This window comes from Propionicimonas sp. (assembly GCF_049840635.1).
Lineage (GTDB): Bacteria > Actinomycetota > Actinomycetes > Propionibacteriales > Propionibacteriaceae > Propionicimonas.
Genome location: NZ_JASGKL010000004.1, coordinates 859,478 through 877,568 on the forward strand (window position 1 = coordinate 859,478; position 18,091 = coordinate 877,568).

The 18,091-nt window shown below is 71.0% G+C and carries 13 protein-coding genes; all 13 read left to right on the forward strand.

The genetic code is table 11. The features are described from left to right. Positions 1–108 precede the first annotated feature (108 nt). The 13 genes from QM779_RS04190 to QM779_RS04250 all read left to right on the forward strand — a co-directional run bounded on the left by QM779_RS04190 (position 109) and on the right by QM779_RS04250 (position 18,090). Positions 109–339, forward strand: a complete 231-nt coding sequence (locus QM779_RS04190) for an HGxxPAAW family protein (RefSeq protein ID WP_428532050.1) — start codon at positions 109–111, stop codon at positions 337–339. A gap of 1 nt (position 340) precedes the next feature. Next, positions 341–1,120, forward strand: coding sequence for an indole-3-glycerol phosphate synthase TrpC (gene trpC / locus QM779_RS04195; protein WP_428532053.1), 780 nt, complete (start codon positions 341–343; stop codon positions 1,118–1,120). A 66-nt stretch (positions 1,121–1,186) separates the two neighbouring features. Continuing rightward, a complete protein-coding gene (trpB, locus tag QM779_RS04200; protein WP_428532056.1) occupies positions 1,187–2,431 on the forward strand; it encodes a tryptophan synthase subunit beta in 1,245 nt (414 codons plus the stop codon). Positions 2,432–2,490: 59 nt separating this feature from the next. After that, a complete protein-coding gene (gene trpA, locus QM779_RS04205; protein ID WP_428533062.1) occupies positions 2,491–3,309 on the forward strand; it encodes a tryptophan synthase subunit alpha in 819 nt (272 codons plus the stop codon). 9 nt (positions 3,310–3,318) lie between these two features. After that, a complete protein-coding gene (locus tag QM779_RS04210; RefSeq protein ID WP_428532059.1) occupies positions 3,319–4,005 on the forward strand; it encodes a histidine phosphatase family protein in 687 nt (228 codons plus the stop codon). A 38-nt stretch (positions 4,006–4,043) separates the two neighbouring features. Beyond that, complete coding sequence (gene lgt / locus QM779_RS04215; RefSeq protein WP_428532062.1) at positions 4,044–4,964, forward strand: prolipoprotein diacylglyceryl transferase; 921 nt, start codon at positions 4,044–4,046, stop codon at positions 4,962–4,964. 194 nt (positions 4,965–5,158) lie between these two features. After that, positions 5,159–9,691 (forward strand): glutamate synthase large subunit, encoded by a 4,533-nt coding sequence (gltB, locus tag QM779_RS04220; RefSeq protein ID WP_428532065.1) that lies wholly within the window; start codon positions 5,159–5,161, stop codon positions 9,689–9,691. After that, positions 9,684–11,150 carry a glutamate synthase subunit beta gene (locus QM779_RS04225; RefSeq protein WP_428532068.1) on the forward strand — a complete coding sequence of 489 codons (1,467 nt, stop codon included), beginning with the start codon at positions 9,684–9,686 and terminating at the stop codon, positions 11,148–11,150. Before gltB ends, QM779_RS04225 begins: the two co-directional genes overlap by 8 nt. 15 nt (positions 11,151–11,165) lie before the next feature. Further along, positions 11,166–11,705, forward strand: coding sequence for a YybH family protein (locus tag QM779_RS04230; RefSeq protein WP_428532071.1), 540 nt, complete (start codon positions 11,166–11,168; stop codon positions 11,703–11,705). A gap of 59 nt (positions 11,706–11,764) precedes the next feature. Next, a complete protein-coding gene (locus tag QM779_RS04235) occupies positions 11,765–12,325 on the forward strand; it encodes a DUF1697 domain-containing protein (RefSeq protein ID WP_428532074.1) in 561 nt (186 codons plus the stop codon). Between the two features lie 126 nt (positions 12,326–12,451). Beyond that, positions 12,452–15,979, forward strand: a complete 3,528-nt coding sequence (dnaE, locus tag QM779_RS04240; RefSeq protein WP_428532077.1) for a DNA polymerase III subunit alpha — start codon at positions 12,452–12,454, stop codon at positions 15,977–15,979. Positions 15,980–15,988: 9 nt separating this feature from the next. Next, positions 15,989–16,639, forward strand: a complete 651-nt coding sequence (locus QM779_RS04245; RefSeq protein ID WP_428532080.1) for a hypothetical protein — start codon at positions 15,989–15,991, stop codon at positions 16,637–16,639. A 2-nt stretch (positions 16,640–16,641) separates the two neighbouring features. Next, positions 16,642–18,090 carry a CHAD domain-containing protein gene (locus QM779_RS04250; RefSeq protein ID WP_428532083.1) on the forward strand — a complete coding sequence of 483 codons (1,449 nt, stop codon included), beginning with the start codon at positions 16,642–16,644 and terminating at the stop codon, positions 18,088–18,090. The last annotated feature ends 1 nt before the right edge of the window (position 18,091 follow it).

The window sequence follows — 18,091 nt, forward strand, 5'->3', positions numbered from 1 at the left end:
ATCCTGCCGAATCCGTGCACCCGGGGCTGGCGGTGTTCGCGCACAACAGCCAATATGGAGCCTTGTTTGGTTTTCCCACACAGAACCGCAGACTGGAGGAGCGATCGGATGATCGAAAGCGCTGACATGACCGCGGGCACTGCCGCCAAGGAGTACCACCACGGCCGGACCCCCGCGGCCTGGGCGGGCAGCATCATCGCTGCCGTGGCATTCATCCTGGGGGCCGTCGCCTTCGTCCTCGGTCCGAACTGGACCCTCATCTGGGTGGCGTCGGTGCTGCTCATCCTCTCCCTGGTGACCGGCGGCCTGCTGCGGCGGATGGGCTACGGTCAGTCCTGACATGACAGTGCTGGACGAGATCATCGCCGGTGTGGTCGAGGATCTCGAGATTCGTCGCGCCGCACTCCCGCTCGACGTCCTGAAGGGCAGGGTCGCGTCCGCGCCCGCCGCCCTGGACCCGGTTCCCGGCCTGCAGGCCCCCGGCCTGAGCGTCATCGCGGAGGTCAAGCGGTCCAGCCCCAGCAAGGGCGCCCTCGCCACGATCGACGACCCCGCTGCGCTCGCCACGGAGTACGCCGCCGGGGGTGCCGCCGCGATCTCCGTCCTCACCGAGAGGAGGCGGTTCAACGGGAGCCTTGCCGACCTCGTCGCCGTCCGGGAGGCGGTGCGGACGCCGCTGCTGCGCAAGGACTTCGTCGTCACCGAGTACCAGCTGTGGGAGGGACGCGCCGCCGGTGCGGACCTCGCCCTGCTGATCGTCGCCGCGCTCACCCAGCAGCAGCTCGTCGACTTCCTCGGCGTGGGTCGCGACCTCGGGGTGACCTGTCTGGTCGAGGTGCACACCGCGGAGGAGGCCCGGCGCGCCCGCGACGCCGGCGCGCAGGTCGTCGGGGTGAACAACCGCGACCTCAAGACCCTTGAGGTCGACTTGAGCCATTTCCAAGAACTTGCTGAGTTGCTGGGAGAGGACGTGGTGAAGGTCGCCGAGTCGGGGATCCTCACCGTCGACGACGCGGCCCGGATGCGCGCCGCCGGTGCGGACGCTGTCCTCGTCGGCGAGATGCTCGTCCGCAGCGGTGACCCGAGGGCCGCGGTCGCCGCCCTGCGCGCCCTGCCCTGACCGAACCGGCCGTTCCGGGGCTGGGCGGGTTGCCCTCCACTGGCGGGAGTGTGAGTGAATAGGGGAGTGATCCCTTCCGCGTTGCCAGACCAGGCGGGCCACTACGACATCTTCGGCGGCCGATACGTCCCGGAGGCGCTCGTCGCAGCCCTCAACCAGCTCGAGGCGGAGTTCGACGCCGCCATGGGGGACCCGTCCTTCTGGCGCGAGCTCGACGACCTGCGCCGCAACTACTCGGGCCGTCCGACGCCGCTCACCGAGGCGCCCCGGTTCAGCACCCACTGCGGCAACGCCCGCGTCCTGCTCAAGCGCGAGGACCTGAACCACACGGGCTCGCACAAGATCAACAACGTCCTCGGCCAGGCCCTGCTGACCCGGCGGATGGGCAAGACCCGCGTCATCGCCGAGACCGGCGCGGGCCAGCACGGCGTGGCCACCGCGACGGCCGCGGCCCTGCTCGGCATGGAGTGCCGCGTGTACATGGGCAGGGTCGACACCGACCGGCAGGCCCTGAACGTCGCCCGCATGCAGCTGCTCGGCGCGGAGGTGATCGCCGTCGAGTCCGGCAGCCAGACGCTGAAGGACGCGATGAACGAGGCCATGCGCGACTGGGTCGCCAGCGTCGACAACACCCACTACCTGATCGGCACGGTCGCCGGGCCGCACCCGTTCCCCAAGATGGTCCGCGAGTTCCACCGCGTGATCAGCACCGAGATCAGGGAGCAGATGCTCGGCCGGTTCGGCCGCCTGCCGGACGCGGTCGCCGCCTGCGTGGGCGGCGGGTCGAACGCGATGGGCACCTTCGTCGACTTCATCGACACCCCTGAGGTCGCCCTGTACGGCTTCGAGGCCGGCGGTGACGGCGTCGAGACCGGACGCCACGCCGCCGCCATCGGAGGCGGCTCGGTCGGCGTCCTGCACGGCATGCGTACCTACATCCTGCAGGACGAGGACGGCCAGACCATGGAGTCGCACTCCATCTCGGCCGGCCTCGACTACCCGGGCGTCGGCCCCGAGCACGCGTGGCTCGCCGCCACCGGACGTGCGACCTACGAAGCCGTCACCGACGCGGAAGCGATGGAGGCCTTCGAGTTGCTGACGCGGACCGAGGGGATCATGCCGGCGATCGAGTCCGCGCACGCGCTGGCCGGCGTCGTCCGGCTGGGCCAGCGCCTGGCGGTCGAGCAGCCGGACGCGGAGCCCGTGATCGTCGTGTGCGTCTCCGGGCGCGGCGACAAGGACGTGGACACGGCGATCAAGTACTTCGGGCTGACCGGCAGGCCGGACTCATCGACGGGGGGCGTGGCATGAGCGTCGAGACGCCGACGGCCGTTCAGGACGGCACGAGAGGAACCGTCCCCGGCGTGCCGGTGGAGTCGTCCGCGGTCGCCTTCACGACGGCGAAGGCCGAGGGCAGGGGAGCCCTGGTCGGCTACCTGCCGGTCGGCTACCCCTCCGTGCGCGGCTCGCTGGCGGCGCTGCGGGCGCTGTGCGGCGAGGGCGTCGACGGCCCCGGCGTGGACCTGGTCGAGATCGGCCTGCCGTACTCCGACCCCATGATGGACGGGCCGGTGATCCAGCGGGCCGGCACCAGGGCGCTCGATCGGGGGGTGCGGACGCGGGACGTGTTCGCCGCTGTCGGGGCCGTCCGCTCGACCGGCACCCCCGCCGTCGTGATGACCTACTGGAACCTCGTCGACCGCTACGGCACCGAGGCGTTCGCCCGCGACCTCGCGAACGCGGGCGGGTCCGGGCTGATCACCCCCGACCTGATCCCCGACGAGGCGCAGGACTGGATCGCCGCCTCCGACGCACACGGCCTGGACCGGGTGTTCCTGGTCTCGCCGTCCTCGACCGACGACCGGATCGCCGCCACGGCCGCGGCGGGCCGGGGCTGGCTGTACGCCACCTCCGTGATGGGCGTCACCGGCACCCGGGCGTCCAGCCCCACCGCGGCGCCCGACCTCGTGGGCCGGATCCGCCGACTCGCACCCGACACGCTCGTCGGCGTCGGACTCGGCGTCTCGAACGGCGACCAGGCTGCCGACGTCGTGGCCTACGCGGACGCGGCGATCGTCGGCTCCGCCTTCGTGAAGACCCTCCTGGCCGCAGACGACGCCGGGAACCCGGACGACCTGTCGGCCCTGCGGGCGCTGGTGGGCGACCTCGCCGCCGGCGTCCGGCGCTGAGGCGGCGGCGTGCGCTTCGTCGTCGTCCGGCACGGCCAGTCCACCAACAACCTGCTCTGGGAGCAGACCGGCAGTGAGCAGGGCCGACACCCGGACACCCCGCTCACCGGGACGGGCCTCGCCCAGGCCGCGCGGCTCGGCGAGGCCGTGGCCGGCGGGGTGCTGCCGTGGCCGGTGGACGCGCTGTACTGCAGCCTGATGATGCGCGCGGTCCAGACGGCGGCCCCGCTGGCGGAGGCGCTCGACCTCCCGCTGCTCGGCCACCCCGACATCCACGAGGTCGGCGGCCCGTACGACATGGACGCGGCCACGGGCACGATGGCGCCGTACCGAGGAGCCGGCGCCGCCGACCTACGGGCGGTCTCGGCGCGTCTCGTCCTGCCGGCCGACGCAGGCGTCGACGGCTGGTACCGCGGCGAGCTGGAGCCGGTCGACAGCGCGGCGGCGCGGGCCGCGTCCGTGGTGGAGGGCCTGCGCGCCGCGCACGGCGAGGACGAGACGGTGGTCCTGGTCAGCCACGGCTACTTCTCGCAGTTCCTGTTCCGCCACTTCCTGCAGATCGAGCGGATGACCGGCTGGCTCGAGATCCACAACACGAGCGTCTCGCTCTACGAGGACGTGCCCGACCGGCCGGGGATGCGGGCGGTGCGGGTGAACTGGTTGCCGCACCTGCCCGACGACCTGGTCACGTACTGAGTGGACAGGCGGGTTGACCTGCCGGTAAGGATGGGCGGGTGACGCTGTTCATTCCGAGCCCCTCGATCAGTTCGTTCCAGATCGGCCCGCTGACCATCCACATCTACGCGCTGTGCCTGATCACCGGCATCATTGCCGCGTGGATGCTGGGCGTGCGCCGCTGGCGGGCGCGCGGCGGCCGCACCGAGAGTTTCGAGACCGTCCTGCTGTGGGCCATCCCGCTGGGCATCCTCGGTGCGCGGTTCTACCACGTGATGACGCACCTGGGGGACTACTTCGGTCCCGGCATCAACCCCTGGACCGTCTTCGCGATCTGGCAGGGCGGGATCGCGATCTACGGCGCGATCGGCTTCGGCGCGCTCGCCGCGTGGGTGGCTGCGCGACGCCAGAGGATCTCCTTCCCCGCCCTCGCCGACTCGCTCGCGCCCGGCATCGCGATCGGGCAGGCCCTGGGCCGTTTCGGCAACTGGTTCAACCAGGAGTTGTACGGCCAGCCCACCACGCTGCCCTGGGGGCTCGAGATCGACCCCGAGCACAGGGCGCCGGGCTACGAGCAGTACGCGACGTTCCACCCGACCTTCCTGTACGAGTCGGTCTGGAACCTCCTGGTCGCCGGCATCCTGCTCTGGGCCGACCGCCGGTTCCGGCTCGGGCGAGGCAAGGTCTTCGCCCTCTACATCGCGCTGTACGGGTTCGGACGGATCTTCACCGAGAGCATCCGGCTCGACTACTCCTACGACTTCTTCGGCCCGGTGCGGTTCAACGAGGCCGTCGCCATGCTGATCTGCCTGGCCGGCATCGTCCTTTTCGTCTGGCTGTCGCGGTACCGCCCGGGCCGGGAGGACGTGGTCGAGTTCGGCGTCCCCGCGGACGCGGAGGAGGCGACGGAGGAGGAGCCCGAGGCCGCACCGGCGGACGTCGACGACGCGGCGCACGCGTCCGATAGTCCCCCCGACTAGGTGGGATGCCCCGGGTGGGCGTCCACACCCCGGGCTGGACACACCCTCGTAACGCGCGTCGTCCATGATGCAATCGGCTGGACAAGGACCACGGGTGGAGTCAGGTAGGCTCGCCCCCCAAGCGTGCAGCGGCGGCGTGCTGGCCGACCCTGGCTGCACCCGCCCCGCGCGCTCGCGCAGATGGGAGTGATCAGATGGCGTTGACGACGATGCCCGGCAGGCCCGCGGAGGGACTCTACGACCCCACCTACGAGCACGACGCCTGCGGCGTGGCCTTCGTCGCGCAGCTGAGCGGCGTCGCGAGCCACGACATCGTCGCCAAGGGGCTCACCGCCCTGGAGAACCTCGACCACCGTGGCGCGACCGGGGCGGACCCGGCCGCCGGTGACGGGGCCGGCATGCTCCTGCAGGTGCCGGACCGGTTCTTCCGGGACGTGGTCGACTTCGACCTCCCAGACCCGGGCCACTACGCGATGGGCATGGCGTTCCTCCCGACCGAGCCGGTCGCACGGGCCTCGGCCAAGCGCACCATCGAGTTCCTCGCCACCGAGGAGAAGCTGGTCATCCACGGGTGGCGTCCGGTGCCCACCGACGACTCCACACTGAGCCCGATCTCGAAGGCGAACATGCCGCACTTCGAGCAGTTCTTCGTCTCCACCGTCGCGCTCGACACCGGCCTGGAGCTCGACCGCGCGGTCTACCCGTTGCGCCAGCGGGCCCGCAACGACGCCGGCGTGTACTTCGCGTCGCTGTCCGGACGCACCACCGTCTACAAGGGCATGCTCACCACCCAGCAGCTGGCCGAGGTCTTTCCCGACCTGCTCGACGAGCGGGTGGAGAGCGCGCTGTCGCTGGTCCACTCGCGGTTCTCCACCAACACGTTCCCGGCGTGGGAGCTCGCCCACCCCTACCGGCTGATGGCGCACAACGGCGAGATCAACACGGTGAAGGGCAACCGGAACTGGATGCGTGCCCGCGAGGCGCTGCTGGCCACGGACACCATCCCCGGCGACCTCACCCGGATCTTCCCCGTGTGCACGCCGGGTGGCTCCGACTCCACGTCCTTCGACGAGGTGCTCGAACTGCTGCACCTCGGCGGCCGCTCGCTGCCGCACGCCGTGCTGATGATGATCCCCGAGGCGTGGGAGAACCACACCGAGATGGACGAGGCGCGGCGGGCGTTCTACTCGTTCCACGCCTCCCTGATGGAGCCCTGGGACGGACCGGCGTCGGTGACGTTCACCGACGGCAGCCTGATCGGCGCCGTCCTCGACCGCAACGGCCTGCGTCCCGGCCGCTACTGGGTGACCGACGACGGCCTGGTCGTGTTCGCCTCCGAGGCCGGCGTCCTCGACCTCGAGCCGGCCAAGGTCGTGGAGAAGGGCCGGATGAAGCCCGGCCGGATGCTGCTGGTCGACCTCGAGTCGCACCGGCTGATCAACGACGACGAGATCAAGGCGTACCTGGCCGCCGAGCACCCCTACGCGGAATGGCTGGAGGCCGGCCGGGTCGACCTCGACGACCTCCCCGAGCAGCAGCACGTCGTGCACAGCCACGCGTCGGTGACCCGGCGCCAGCAGGTGTTCGGCTACACGCACGAAGAACAGCGGATGATCATCGCGCCGATGGCCAACACCGGCGCGGAGCCGATCGGCTCGATGGGCTCGGACACCCCGGTCGCGGTTCTCAGCGACCGGCCCCGGCTGCTGTTCGACTACTTCGCCCAGCTGTTCGCCCAGGTCACCAACCCGCCGCTGGACGCGATCCGCGAGGAGCTGGTCACGTCGCTGTCGGCCACCTTCGGGCCGGAGGGCAACCTGCTCGAGCCCACGCCGGAGTCCTGCCGGCAGATCGTGATCGGCTACCCGATCCTCGACTCCGACCAGCTCGCCAAGCTCGTCCGGATCAACCGCGACGGCTCGATGCCCGACTACGACACCTTCGTGGTGCGGGGCCTGTACGACGTCGAGGGCGGCGGCGCGGCCCTGCGGGCCAAGCTGGACGAACTGTGCGGCCAGGTCAGCGAGGCGATCGCCGGCGGCGCGCGCACGATCATCCTCTCCGACCGGCACTCCAACGCGGAGTTCGCGCCGATCCCCTCGCTGCTGCTCACCGCGGCGATCCACCACCACCTCGTCCGCGAGAAGGCCCGCACCCAGGTGGGCCTGATCGTCGAGGCCGGGGACGTCCGCGAGGTCCACCACGTCGCGCTCCTGATCGGCTACGGCGCGGCGGCGGTGAACCCCTACCTCGCCTTCGAGTCCGCCGAGGACCTCGCCCGTCGCGAGTGGCTGGTGAAGGTCGACCCCGAGAAGGCCGTCTACAACGTGCGCAAGGCGCTCGGCAAGGGCGTCCTGAAGGTGATGTCGAAGATGGGCGTCTCGACGATCGCCTCCTACACCGGCGCCCAGATCTTCGAGGCGCTGGGCCTGTCCAGCGAGCTGGTCGAGCAGTACTTCACCGGCACCACCAGCAGGGTGGAGGGGATCGGGCTCGACGAGATCGCCGAGGAGGTGTCCCGCCGGCACGCGCGGGCCTACCCGCCCGACGGCATCCCGCTGCCGCACCGGACGCTGTCCGGCGGCGGCGAGTACAAGTGGCGCAGGGAGGGCCCGCCGCACCTGTTCGACCCGGAAACGGTCTTCCGGCTGCAGCACGCCACGCGGCAGAAGCGCTACGACGTGTTCAAGGCCTACACGGCCAGGGTGGACGACCAGTCGCAGCGCCTGATGACGCTGCGCGGCCTGCTGGAGTTCGGCTCCGACCGGCAGCCCGTCCCGATCGACGAGGTCGAGCCCGTCAGCGAGATCGTCAAGCGGTTCTCCACCGGCGCGATGAGCTACGGCTCGATCAGCAAGGAGGCGCACGAGACCCTCGCGATCGCGATGAACCGGCTCGGCGCGAAGTCGAACACCGGCGAGGGTGGCGAGGACACCGACCGCCTGCACGACCCGGAGCGGCGCAGCGCGATCAAGCAGGTCGCGTCGGGGCGCTTCGGCGTGACCAGCGACTACCTGACCAACGCGACCGACCTGCAGATCAAGATGGCCCAGGGCGCCAAGCCCGGCGAGGGCGGCCAGCTGCCCGGCCAGAAGGTGTACCCGTGGGTGGCGAAGACCCGGCACTCGACGCCGGGCGTCGGGTTGATCTCGCCGCCGCCGCACCACGACATCTACTCGATCGAGGACCTCAAGCAGCTGATCCACGACCTGAAGTGTGCGAACCCGGTCGCCCGCGTCCACGTGAAGCTGGTGGCGGAGGTGGGCGTGGGCACGGTCGCGGCCGGCGTCTCGAAGGCGAAGGCCGACGTCGTGCTGATCTCCGGCCACGACGGCGGCACCGGCGCGGCGCCGCTGACCTCCCTCAAGCACGCGGGCGGACCCTGGGAGCTCGGGCTGGCGGAGACCCAGCAGACCCTGCTGCTGAACGGGCTGCGCGACCGGATCGTCGTGCAGGCCGACGGCCAGCTGAAGACCGGCCGTGACGTCGTGATCGCCGCGCTGCTCGGCGCGGAGGAGTTCGGCTTCGCCACCGCGCCCCTGGTGGTGTCCGGCTGCGTGATGATGCGGGTCTGCCACCTGGACACCTGCCCGGTGGGGGTCGCGACCCAGAACCCCGACCTGCGGGCCCGCTACAACGGCCACGCCGACTTCGTGGTGAACTTCTTCGAGTTCATCGCCGAGGAGGTGCGCGAACACCTCGCTGCGCTCGGCTTCCGCACCATCGAGGAGGCCGTCGGCCACGTCGAGGTGCTGCAGTCCGCGAAGGCGGTCGAGCACTGGAAGGCGCAGGGCCTCGACCTCGCCCCCGTGCTGCACCGGGTGGACCTGCCCGAGGGCGCCCCGCTGCACTGCGTGACCACGCAGGACCACGGGCTGGACGAGAAGCTCGACGTGCAACTGGTCGAACTGTCCCGCGCCGCGCTCGACCACGGCGAGCTGGTGCGGGCCGACCTGACCGTCCGCAACGTCGACCGCACGGTCGGCACCATCCTCGGCCACCACGTCACGAAGGCGACGAACGGCGAGGGGCTGCCCGAGAACACGATCGACCTCACCCTGCGGGGCACCGCGGGCCAGAGCTTCGGCGCGTTCCTTCCCCGCGGTGTCACGCTGCGGCTGGTCGGCGACTCGAACGACTACTTCGGCAAGGGGCTCTCCGGCGGCCGACTGATCCTGCGCCCGCACAAGAACGCGCCCTTCGTCGCGGAGGAGCAGATCATCGCGGGCAACGTGATCGGCTACGGCGCGACCAGCGGCGAGCTGTTCATCCGCGGGCAGGTCGGTGAGCGGTTCTGCGTCCGCAACTCCGGGGCGACCGCCGTCGTCGAGGGCGTCGGCGACCACGCCTGCGAGTACATGACGGGCGGCGAGGTGCTGATCATCGGTCCGACCGGACGCAACATCGCCGCCGGCATGTCCGGGGGAGTGACGTGGGTGCTCGACCTCAACGAGGCGCGGCTGAACACCGAACTGGTCGACCCGCTGCCGCTGGCCGACGACGAGGCGCTTCGGGTGCGCGAGCTCCTGGTCAAGCACCTCGAGGAGACCGGGTCCGGCGTGGCCGAGCGGCTCCTGGCCCTGTCCGACGATGAACTACGATCGCGGTTCACCACCCTGATGCCGCGCGACTACGCGCGTGTCCTGAAGGCGCGCGCCGACGCCGAGCTGGCAGGGCTGGACGAGGAGACCACGGTCAAGCTGATGATGGAGGCCTCGCATGGCTGATCCCAGGGGTTTCATGACGACGCCGCGCCAGGTGGCCGAGCGTCGCCCGGTCGCCGAGCGCGTCCACGACTGGAACGAGGTGTACCCCGGCAGCCCGGGCAAGGCCGTGTTGCCGATCATCAGCAAGCAGGCGGGCCGCTGCATGGACTGCGGCATCCCGTTCTGCCACCAGGGCTGCCCGCTGGGCAACCTGATCCCGGAGTGGAACGACATGGTCTGGCGCGACGACTGGCGCGGCGCGCTCGACCGGCTGCACGCGACCAACAACTTCCCGGAGTTCACCGGGCGGCTGTGCCCCGCGCCGTGCGAGACCTCCTGCGTGGTCGGGATCAACCGCGAACCGGTCACGATCAAGAACGTCGAGGTCGCGATCATCGACCGCGGCTGGGACGACCGGAGGGTGACCGCGGAGACTGCGGCCTGGCAGACCGGCAAGACGGTCGCGGTGATCGGCTCCGGCCCGTCCGGGCTCGCGGCGGCACAGCAACTCACCCGCGCCGGCCACACGGTGGTCGTCTACGAGCGGGCGGACGCGATCGGCGGCCTGCTGCGGTACGGCATCCCAGAGTTCAAGATGGAGAAGCAGGTCCTCGACCGCCGCCTCAAGCAGATGCGGCTGGAGGGGACGGTCTTCAAGACCGGCGTGGACATCGGTGTGGACATCACCGGCGAGCAGCTGCTCGAACGGTTCGACGCCGTCGTCCTGGCGATCGGCTCGACGGTCGCCCGTGACCTCCCGGTCCCGGGTCGCGAGTACGCGGGCATCCACCAGGCGATGGAGTTCCTCCCGCAGGCCAACCGGTCGGCGCTGGGCCAGGAGGTCGCCGACCAGATCACCGCGCACGGCAAGGACGTGGTGATCATCGGCGGCGGTGACACCGGCGCGGACTGCCTGGGCACCTCGATCCGGCAGGGCGCGCGGTCGATCACCCAGCTGGAGATCATGCCGACGCCGCCCCAGGAGCGTCCGGCCAACCAGCCGTGGCCGACCTACCCGATGACGTTCCGGGTGTCCTCCGCGCACGAGGAGGGCGGCGAGCGGCTGTACTCCGTGTCGACCACCGAGTTCTCCAGCGACGACTCCGGCAGTGTCACCGGCCTGAACCTCAACGAGGTCCGGATGGCGAACGGCCGCTTCGAGGTGGTGGACGGGAGCGAGCGCTTCCTTCCCGCGCAGCTCGTCCTGCTGGCCATGGGCTTCACCGGGCCGCAGCAGGAGGGCCTGGTCGAGCAGCTCGGGCTCGAGCTCGACCCGCGGGGCAACATCGCCAGGAACGCCGACTTCGCGACCAGCGCGGACCGGGTGTTCGTGTGCGGCGACGCGGGGCGGGGCCAGTCCCTGATCGTGTGGGCGATCGCGGAGGGCCGCTCCTGCGCGAACGGCGTGGACGCGTTCCTGCAGGGCGCCTCGCGGCTGCCCAAGCCGATCCTTCCGACCGATCGACCGCTCGTGGTCTAGTGCAGGGAGGGCGCGATGGCGTCGAACAAGCGACTCAAGCAACTGAAGAAGCTGGCCGCGCTCACCCCCCGCCTGCCCCTGCCGTCCGGGCCGACGCCGGTGAAGGCGCCGCTGGACGTGGTGACCAGGTTCGCCAAGGCGTGGAACGCCAGGGACGCCGCAGCGGTCGCGGAACTGTTCGCGGAGGACGCCGACTTCGTCAACGTCGTCGGCCTGTGGTGGACCAGCCGCCGTTCGATCGAGCGGGCTTTGCGGCGGGGTTTCTCCGACTGGTTCGCCGGGTCGGAGTTCATCGTCGAGAAGCTCAGCCAGCGGCTCGTGGGTGAGGACGGGGCTGTTGTGCTCGCCCGCTGGCGGATCGAGGGCCAGAAGGACCCGGCCGGTGAGGCCAGCCCGACCCGGCGCGGCGTGACCACCGCCGTGCTCACCCGCCTCGCCGACGGCACCTGGCTGTGCGTGAGCTGGCAGAACACCGACATCGCCGCCGCGGCCGACACCAACCTCGTGGTGGACGGGGTCGTCACCCCGACCAGCTACATCGAGCCGACCGCCTGAGCCGTCCACGACTCGACCGGGGCTTCACCCTCGGCGCCTCGTACGGCAAGGATTCCTCCATGGCGTCCAGCACAGCGCGGCCCCCGTCCCTGCGCGTGGCGCTGCTGCGCGGGGTGAACCTGGGCCCGAACCGCCGCCTGGCGATGGCCGACCTCCGCGCTGTGGCCGAGGGACTGGGGTGGACGGACGTCGGCACGCACCTGCAGTCGGGCAACCTGCTGTTCCGGAGCGCGGCGCCGGACGCAGAAGCGGTGGCGGACCTCACGACCGCCGTGGACAGGGAACTCGCGATCCGCGTGGACGTCGTGCTGCGTTCCGGCGAGGCGCTGCGCGGGCTCCTCGACGCCAACCCGTTCGGGCGCAGCGACCCGGCGCGGGCCGTGATCGTGTGCTGCGACCGGGCGGTGGGGGAGCTGGCGCCCCGGCGGCTCGCAGAGCTGCAGGCGGGCAGGGAGCGGTTCGAGATCGCGGCCACGGGAACCGACGTGTACGCCGACTTCCCCGACGGCCAGGCGGCGTCCCGACTGGCCGCGGGCCTGGTCGGAGCGCTGCGTCCCGCGACCGGGACCGCGCGGAACCTGCGCACGATGGGCAAGCTCGCAGAACTGCTCCTCGCCTGATCCGTCCGGCCGGGGTGCGTCGGTGTCCGGAGGTGTCAGCCGCCCGGGTTATGGTGAGTACTCGCTGACTTCCCCCAGCGTGTGCCGGTTTTCCGAACCATCCCTGCCCGGAGGTCGTGGGTCAGCGTGTCGAGCGATTTCGTCCATCTGCACTGCCACTCGGAGTACTCGATGCTGGACGGCGCCGCCCGGCTGAAGGGCCTCGTGTCGCGCACCGCGGAGCTGGGGATGAGCGCGATCGCGGTCACCGACCACGGCAACATGTTCGGCGCCTACGAGTTCTACAAGGTCGCCAAGGACTCCCCGGTGAAGCCGATCGTCGGCCTCGAGGCGTACCTCACCCCGAAGACCCACCGCAGCGAGCGCAAGCGCGTCCAGTTCGGCGACGGGACGGGCGACGACGTCGCGTCCAAGGGCGCCTACACGCACATGACCGTCTGGGCGCAGGACGCCGCCGGCATGCACAACCTCTTCCGGCTGAGCTCGCTGAGCTCCCTGGAGGGCTTCTTCTACAAGCCGCGCGCCGACCGGGAACTGCTGAACAGCTACCACGGCGGGCTGATCGCGACCACCGGCTGCCCCTCCGGCGAGGTGCAGACCTACCTGCGGCTGGGCCAGTACACGCAGGCGGTGGAGTCCGCAGCCGAGTTCCGGGACATCTTCGGGGCGGGCAACTTCTACGTCGAGCTGATGGACCACGGGCTCGACATCGAGAACCGGGTGCGGTCCGACCTGCTCCGGCTGGCGAAGGACCTCGACCTGCCGCTGGTCGCGACCAACGACCTGCACTACGTGCGCGCGGAGGACTCCGAGGACCACGACACGCTCCTGTGTGTCTCCGCCGGCTCCAACAAGGACACCCCCAACCGGTTCAAGTTCGACGGCAACGGCTACTACCTGAAGTCGCCCGCGGAGATGCGGGCCCTGTTCAGCAACCTTCCCGAGGCCTGCGACAACACCCTCGCCATCGCAGAGCGGTGCTCGACGTCGTTCGAGGAGGGCACCGGCACCTACATGCCGCAGTTCCCCGTCCCCGCGGGGGAGACTGAGGCGTCCTGGTTCATCAGGGAGGTGAACCGCGGGCTCGCCGAGCGGTACCCCGGCGGCGTCCCCGACTACGCGGTCACGCAGGCCGCGTACGAGGAGGACGTGATCATCGGCAAGGGGTACCCCGGCTACTTCCTGGTCGTGGCGGACTTCATCAACTGGGCCAAGCGGAACGGCATCCGGGTGGGCCCGGGCCGCGGCTCGGGCGCCGGCTCGATGTGCGCCTACGCGATGGGCATCACCGACCTCGACCCGGTCCCGCACGGACTGATCTTCGAGCGGTTCCTCAACCCCGAGCGTCCCTCGATGCCCGACTTCGACGTCGACTTCGACGACCGTCGTCGCGGCGAGGTGATCCGCTACGTCACCGAGAAGTACGGCGACGACCGCGTCTGCCAGATCGTCACCTACGGCACGATCAAGGCCAAGCAGGCGATCAAGGACGCGGGCCGCGTGCTGGGCATGCCGTTCTCGCTGGGGGAGCGGATCACCAAGGCCTACCCCGCGCCCGTCCAGGGCAAGGACCTGCCGCTGCCGTACGTCTTCGACCCCGAGAACGAGCGCTACGGCGAGGGCACCGAGTTCCGGGAGCTGTACGAGAACGAGCCCGAGGTGAAGCTGGTCGTCGACACCGCCCGCGGCATCGAGGGCCTCAAGCGGCAGTGGGGCGTCCACGCGGCGGGCGTGATCATGTCGTCGGCGCCGCTGATGGACGTCATCCCGATCATGAAGCGGGAGCAGGACGGCCAGATCATCACCCAGTTCGACTACCCGAGCTGCGAGAGCCTCGGCCTGGTCAAGATGGACTTCCTCGGGCTGCGGAACCTGACGATCCTCGACGACGCGGTGAAGAACGTGAAGGCGAACCGCGGTCTCGACCTCGACCTCGACGAGCTTCGCCGCGACATGTCCGACCGCGCGGCGTACGACCTGCTCGCGTCCGGTGAGACCCTCGGGGTGTTCCAGCTGGACGGTGGCGGCCTGCGGGCGCTGCTGAAGATGATGCGTCCGGACAACTTCGAGGACATCTCGGCCACCATCGCGCTGTACCGGCCGGGCCCGATGGGCGCGGACAGCCACACGAACTACGCGCTGCGCAAGACGGGCAGGCAGAAGGTTGAGCCGATCCACCCCGAGCTGGCAGAGCCGCTCGCCGACATCCTCGACACCACGTACGGCCTGATCGTCTACCAGGAGCAGATCCAGCAGATCGCGCAACGGGTGGCCGGCTACAGCCTCGGCCAGGCCGACCTGCTCCGCCGGGCGATGGGCAAGAAGAAGAAGGAGGTGCTGGAGGCCGAATTCAAGCCCTTCAGCACCGGCATGAAGGAGCGGGGCTTCTCCGACACGGCGATCAACAAGCTGTGGGAGATCATGGTCCCGTTCGCCGCCTACGCGTTCAACAAGGCGCACTCCGCCGCCTACGGCGTCGTCTCCTACTGGACCGCGTACCTCAAGGCCAACTACCCGGCCGAGTACATGGCCGCGCTGCTGGAGAGCGTGAAGAGCGACAAGGACAAGACGGCGCTCTACCTCGGCGAGTGCCGGCGGATGGGCATCAAGGTGCTGCCGCCGGACGTGAACTCCTCCGACGGCATGTTCACCCCCGTCGGGGCGGACATCCGCTACGGCCTGGCCGCCATCCGCAACGTCGGTGACAACGTCGTGAAGGGCATCGTCGAGGCGCGCACCGAGCGGGGGCCCGCGCGGGACTTCAACGACTTCCTCGACCAGGTGCCGCTGGTGGTCTGCAACAAGCGGGTGATCGAGTCGCTGGTCAAGGCCGGAGCGTTCGACTCGCTCGGCCACACCCGTCGCGCCCTGATGGAGTGCTTCGAGCGCAAGGTCGACGAGGTGATCGACCTCAAGCGCAACCAGGCCAACGGCCAGGACGACCTGTTCGGCGACTTCGGCGGTTCGGGGACGAGCGAGAAGATCGCGGCCAGCCCGGTGCCCGACGTCCCGGAGTGGGACAAGCGGGTCCGGCTCGGGTTCGAGCGGGAGATGCTCGGCCTGTACGTGAGCGACCACCCGCTGCAGGGCCTCGAGCACATCCTGGCCGCGCAGCGCGACCTCAGCATCGGCGCGCTGCGCGCGGACGACGGCCCGCGCGACGGCATGGTCAGCATCGCGGGGATGATCACGCAGGTGCAGCGCAAGCAGACCAAGAACGGTGACCTGTGGGCGATCGCCACGGTGGAGGACCTGGAGTCGGCCATCGAGGTGCTGCTGTTCCCCAAGGTGTACGCGACCGTGGCCGCGTCCCTCGCCACCGACACGGTGGTGCGGATCAAGGGTCGCGTCCGGACCAAGGACGAGAGCCTGGAGATGACCGGCCAGGAGGTGGCGTTCCCCGATGTCTCGGAGGGCCCGTCCGGTCCGCTGGTGATCCAGTTGCCCGCCGTGCGCTGCACGCCGGCCGTCGTGGAACAGCTGCGGCACGTGCTGCGCGCCCACCCCGGCCCCACCGAGGTGCGGGTGCGGCTGGTGTCGGCGACCAACGGCGCGAAGGTCTGGAAGCTGGACGAGGGCCTGCGGGTGGCGCCGTCGCGTCCCCTGATGGCCGACCTGAAAGCGCTTTTGGGACCGTCCTGCGTGAACGCTTAGGCTTGCCGCGTGAGCACAACCATCACCGAGGAGCAGCCGGTGGAACGTCGGCGTGACGCCGATTCCTCCGTGGTGCTCTGGGTGGCCCTGCTCGCCGGCCTCTCGGCCGTCGTGGGCGGCCTGAGCGCGGTGTTCTGGGCCTCGGTGGTGACGCTGCCGACCTGGCGGATCGACGCGACCTCCAGCAGCGCGGTGATGAGCGAACGCGGCGTGACGCAGATCGTGTCGGCCGACGTCTGGTTCGTGATCACCGGCGCGCTGGTCGGGGTCGGCCTCGGCCTGGTCACCTGGAAGTGGTTCCGTCCGCTGGGCTGGCCCACCGCACTGCTCGCCGTGGCCGCGGGCCTGCTCGCGGGCGTGGTCTGCTGGCAGGTCGGCCAGCTGCTCGGCCCCGGGTCGGAAGCCGATCGGATCGCCGCGGCCGAGCCGGGCTCGGTGATCCCCGCCGCCCTGCGGCTGCGGGCGGTGTCTGCCCTGGCCGTGTGGGGTTTCGCGGCGATCACTCCCGTCCTGCTGATCTCGTCGTTGGGACCCGACGACGAGGACGCGTCCTCGCGGCGGCGCCGCCCGCGGCGCCAGGCCCCCGGCCCCGCGGCCGTCGAGACCGGAACCGTCGACGAGCGCGGCGTGCTGACCGTGCCCGAGGAGACCACGGGCTGAGCATGGAGCGTCTCCTCGAGGCAGAGCGCAAGTACGCCCTGCGCCGCGGGCAGGAGCTACCGGCCCTCACCGCGGTCGGCCGACCCGGCCCGATCGAGGAGTTCGTCCTCGAGGCCACCTACTACGACGCCCCGGACTACCGCCTCACCCGGGCCTGGCGGGTGATCCGGCGTCGCGTCGGCGGCAACGACGAGGGCTGGCACCTCAAGCTGCCAGGGCAGCGTCCGGACGAGCGGATCGAGCTGCACGAACCGGTGGAGCAGCGGCGACTGCCCGGCTCCTTCCGTGCGCAGGTGGAGGACGTGCTGGACGGTGCCCCGGTGGTGCCGGTGGCGGTCCTGCGCACGCGGCGCAGGGAGCAGCAGCTCCTCGGCCCTGGCGACACCGTGCTCGCGACCACGTGCGTGGACCAGGTCCGCGCCACCGTCGGCGAGCAGGAACAGGACTGGTGGGAGGCGGAGGTCGAGCTCGTGGACGGCGACGTCGCCGTGCTGGACAGGGTGGAAGCCGTGCTGGCGGCCGCGGGCATCCACCGGGCGGCGACCGGGTCGAAGATCGCCAGGGCACTGGACGAGGCGATGGTCAGGGCGCTCTCGCCCGACCCGTCCGCCCGCGCGGCCGTGCTCGCCTACCTCGCCGAGCAGGTCGGCGTCCTGCAGGACCGCGAGGCGGCGGTCCGCGAGGACGCCCCCGACGCCGTGCACCGCAGCCGGGTCGCGACGCGGCGGCTGCGCAGCGCGCTGCGCACGTACGCCGGCATCTTCGGGCCGGGCACGACGAAGGCGCTGCGCAAGGAACTGCGCTGGCACGCGGAGGAACTCGGGGCGCCGAGGGACGCGGAGGTGCTCCGCGAGCGGCTGCAGGCCTCCCTCGCCGTGCTGGCACCCGCCGACCGGGAGGTGGTGGGTGCGCGGATCGAGGCGTCCCTCGCCGCCGCGCACGCCCGCGTCCACCGCCACCTCGTGGAAGGCATGCGCACCGACCGCTACGAGCGGCTCCAGCTCGACCTCGCCCAGCTCGTGGCCGCACCCCGACTGGACGTGATGGCCCACGAGCGGGCCGCCGTGGTGCTGCCGCCGATGTTCGATGCCGCGGTGGACCGGGTCCGCCGGCTGGCCGCGCACGCCGCGGCGCGTCCCGGCGACCTGACCCGGTGGCACGAGGTGCGCAAGGCGGCGAAGACCGCCCGCTACGGCGCCGAGCTCCTGGTGCCGGTTCTCGGCCGTGGGGCCGAGGCGGCGCGCGCCCGCTGGGAGGCGGTCACCGAGGCCCTCGGCGAGATGCAGGACGCGGTCGTCTCGCAGCGCGTGATCGGCGAGCTGTCGTGGCACGCGGTCGCCGACGGCCTGCCGCGGCTGCCGTTCGACGACCTCCGCCATGAACAGGACCGCCTGCTCCGGGAGTCGCTGGCGCGCGGCCGCGAAGCCCTCGCAGTCGCGCTGGGCGGCTGAC

What these genes read in the sequence shown, in the direction of transcription:
- QM779_RS04190 (WP_428532050.1), top strand. Translation starts at nt 109, where the DNA reads ATGATCGAAAGCGCTGACATGACCGCGGGCACTGCCGCCAAGGAGTAC.
- trpC (WP_428532053.1), top strand. Translation starts at nt 341, where the DNA reads ATGACAGTGCTGGACGAGATCATCGCCGGTGTGGTCGAGGATCTCGAG.
- gltB (WP_428532065.1), top strand. Translation starts at nt 5,159, where the DNA reads ATGGCGTTGACGACGATGCCCGGCAGGCCCGCGGAGGGACTCTACGAC.
- QM779_RS04225 (WP_428532068.1), top strand. Translation starts at nt 9,684, where the DNA reads ATGGCTGATCCCAGGGGTTTCATGACGACGCCGCGCCAGGTGGCCGAG.
- QM779_RS04230 (WP_428532071.1), top strand. Translation starts at nt 11,166, where the DNA reads ATGGCGTCGAACAAGCGACTCAAGCAACTGAAGAAGCTGGCCGCGCTC.
- QM779_RS04235 (WP_428532074.1), top strand. Translation starts at nt 11,765, where the DNA reads ATGGCGTCCAGCACAGCGCGGCCCCCGTCCCTGCGCGTGGCGCTGCTG.
- QM779_RS04250 (WP_428532083.1), top strand. Translation starts at nt 16,642, where the DNA reads ATGGAGCGTCTCCTCGAGGCAGAGCGCAAGTACGCCCTGCGCCGCGGG.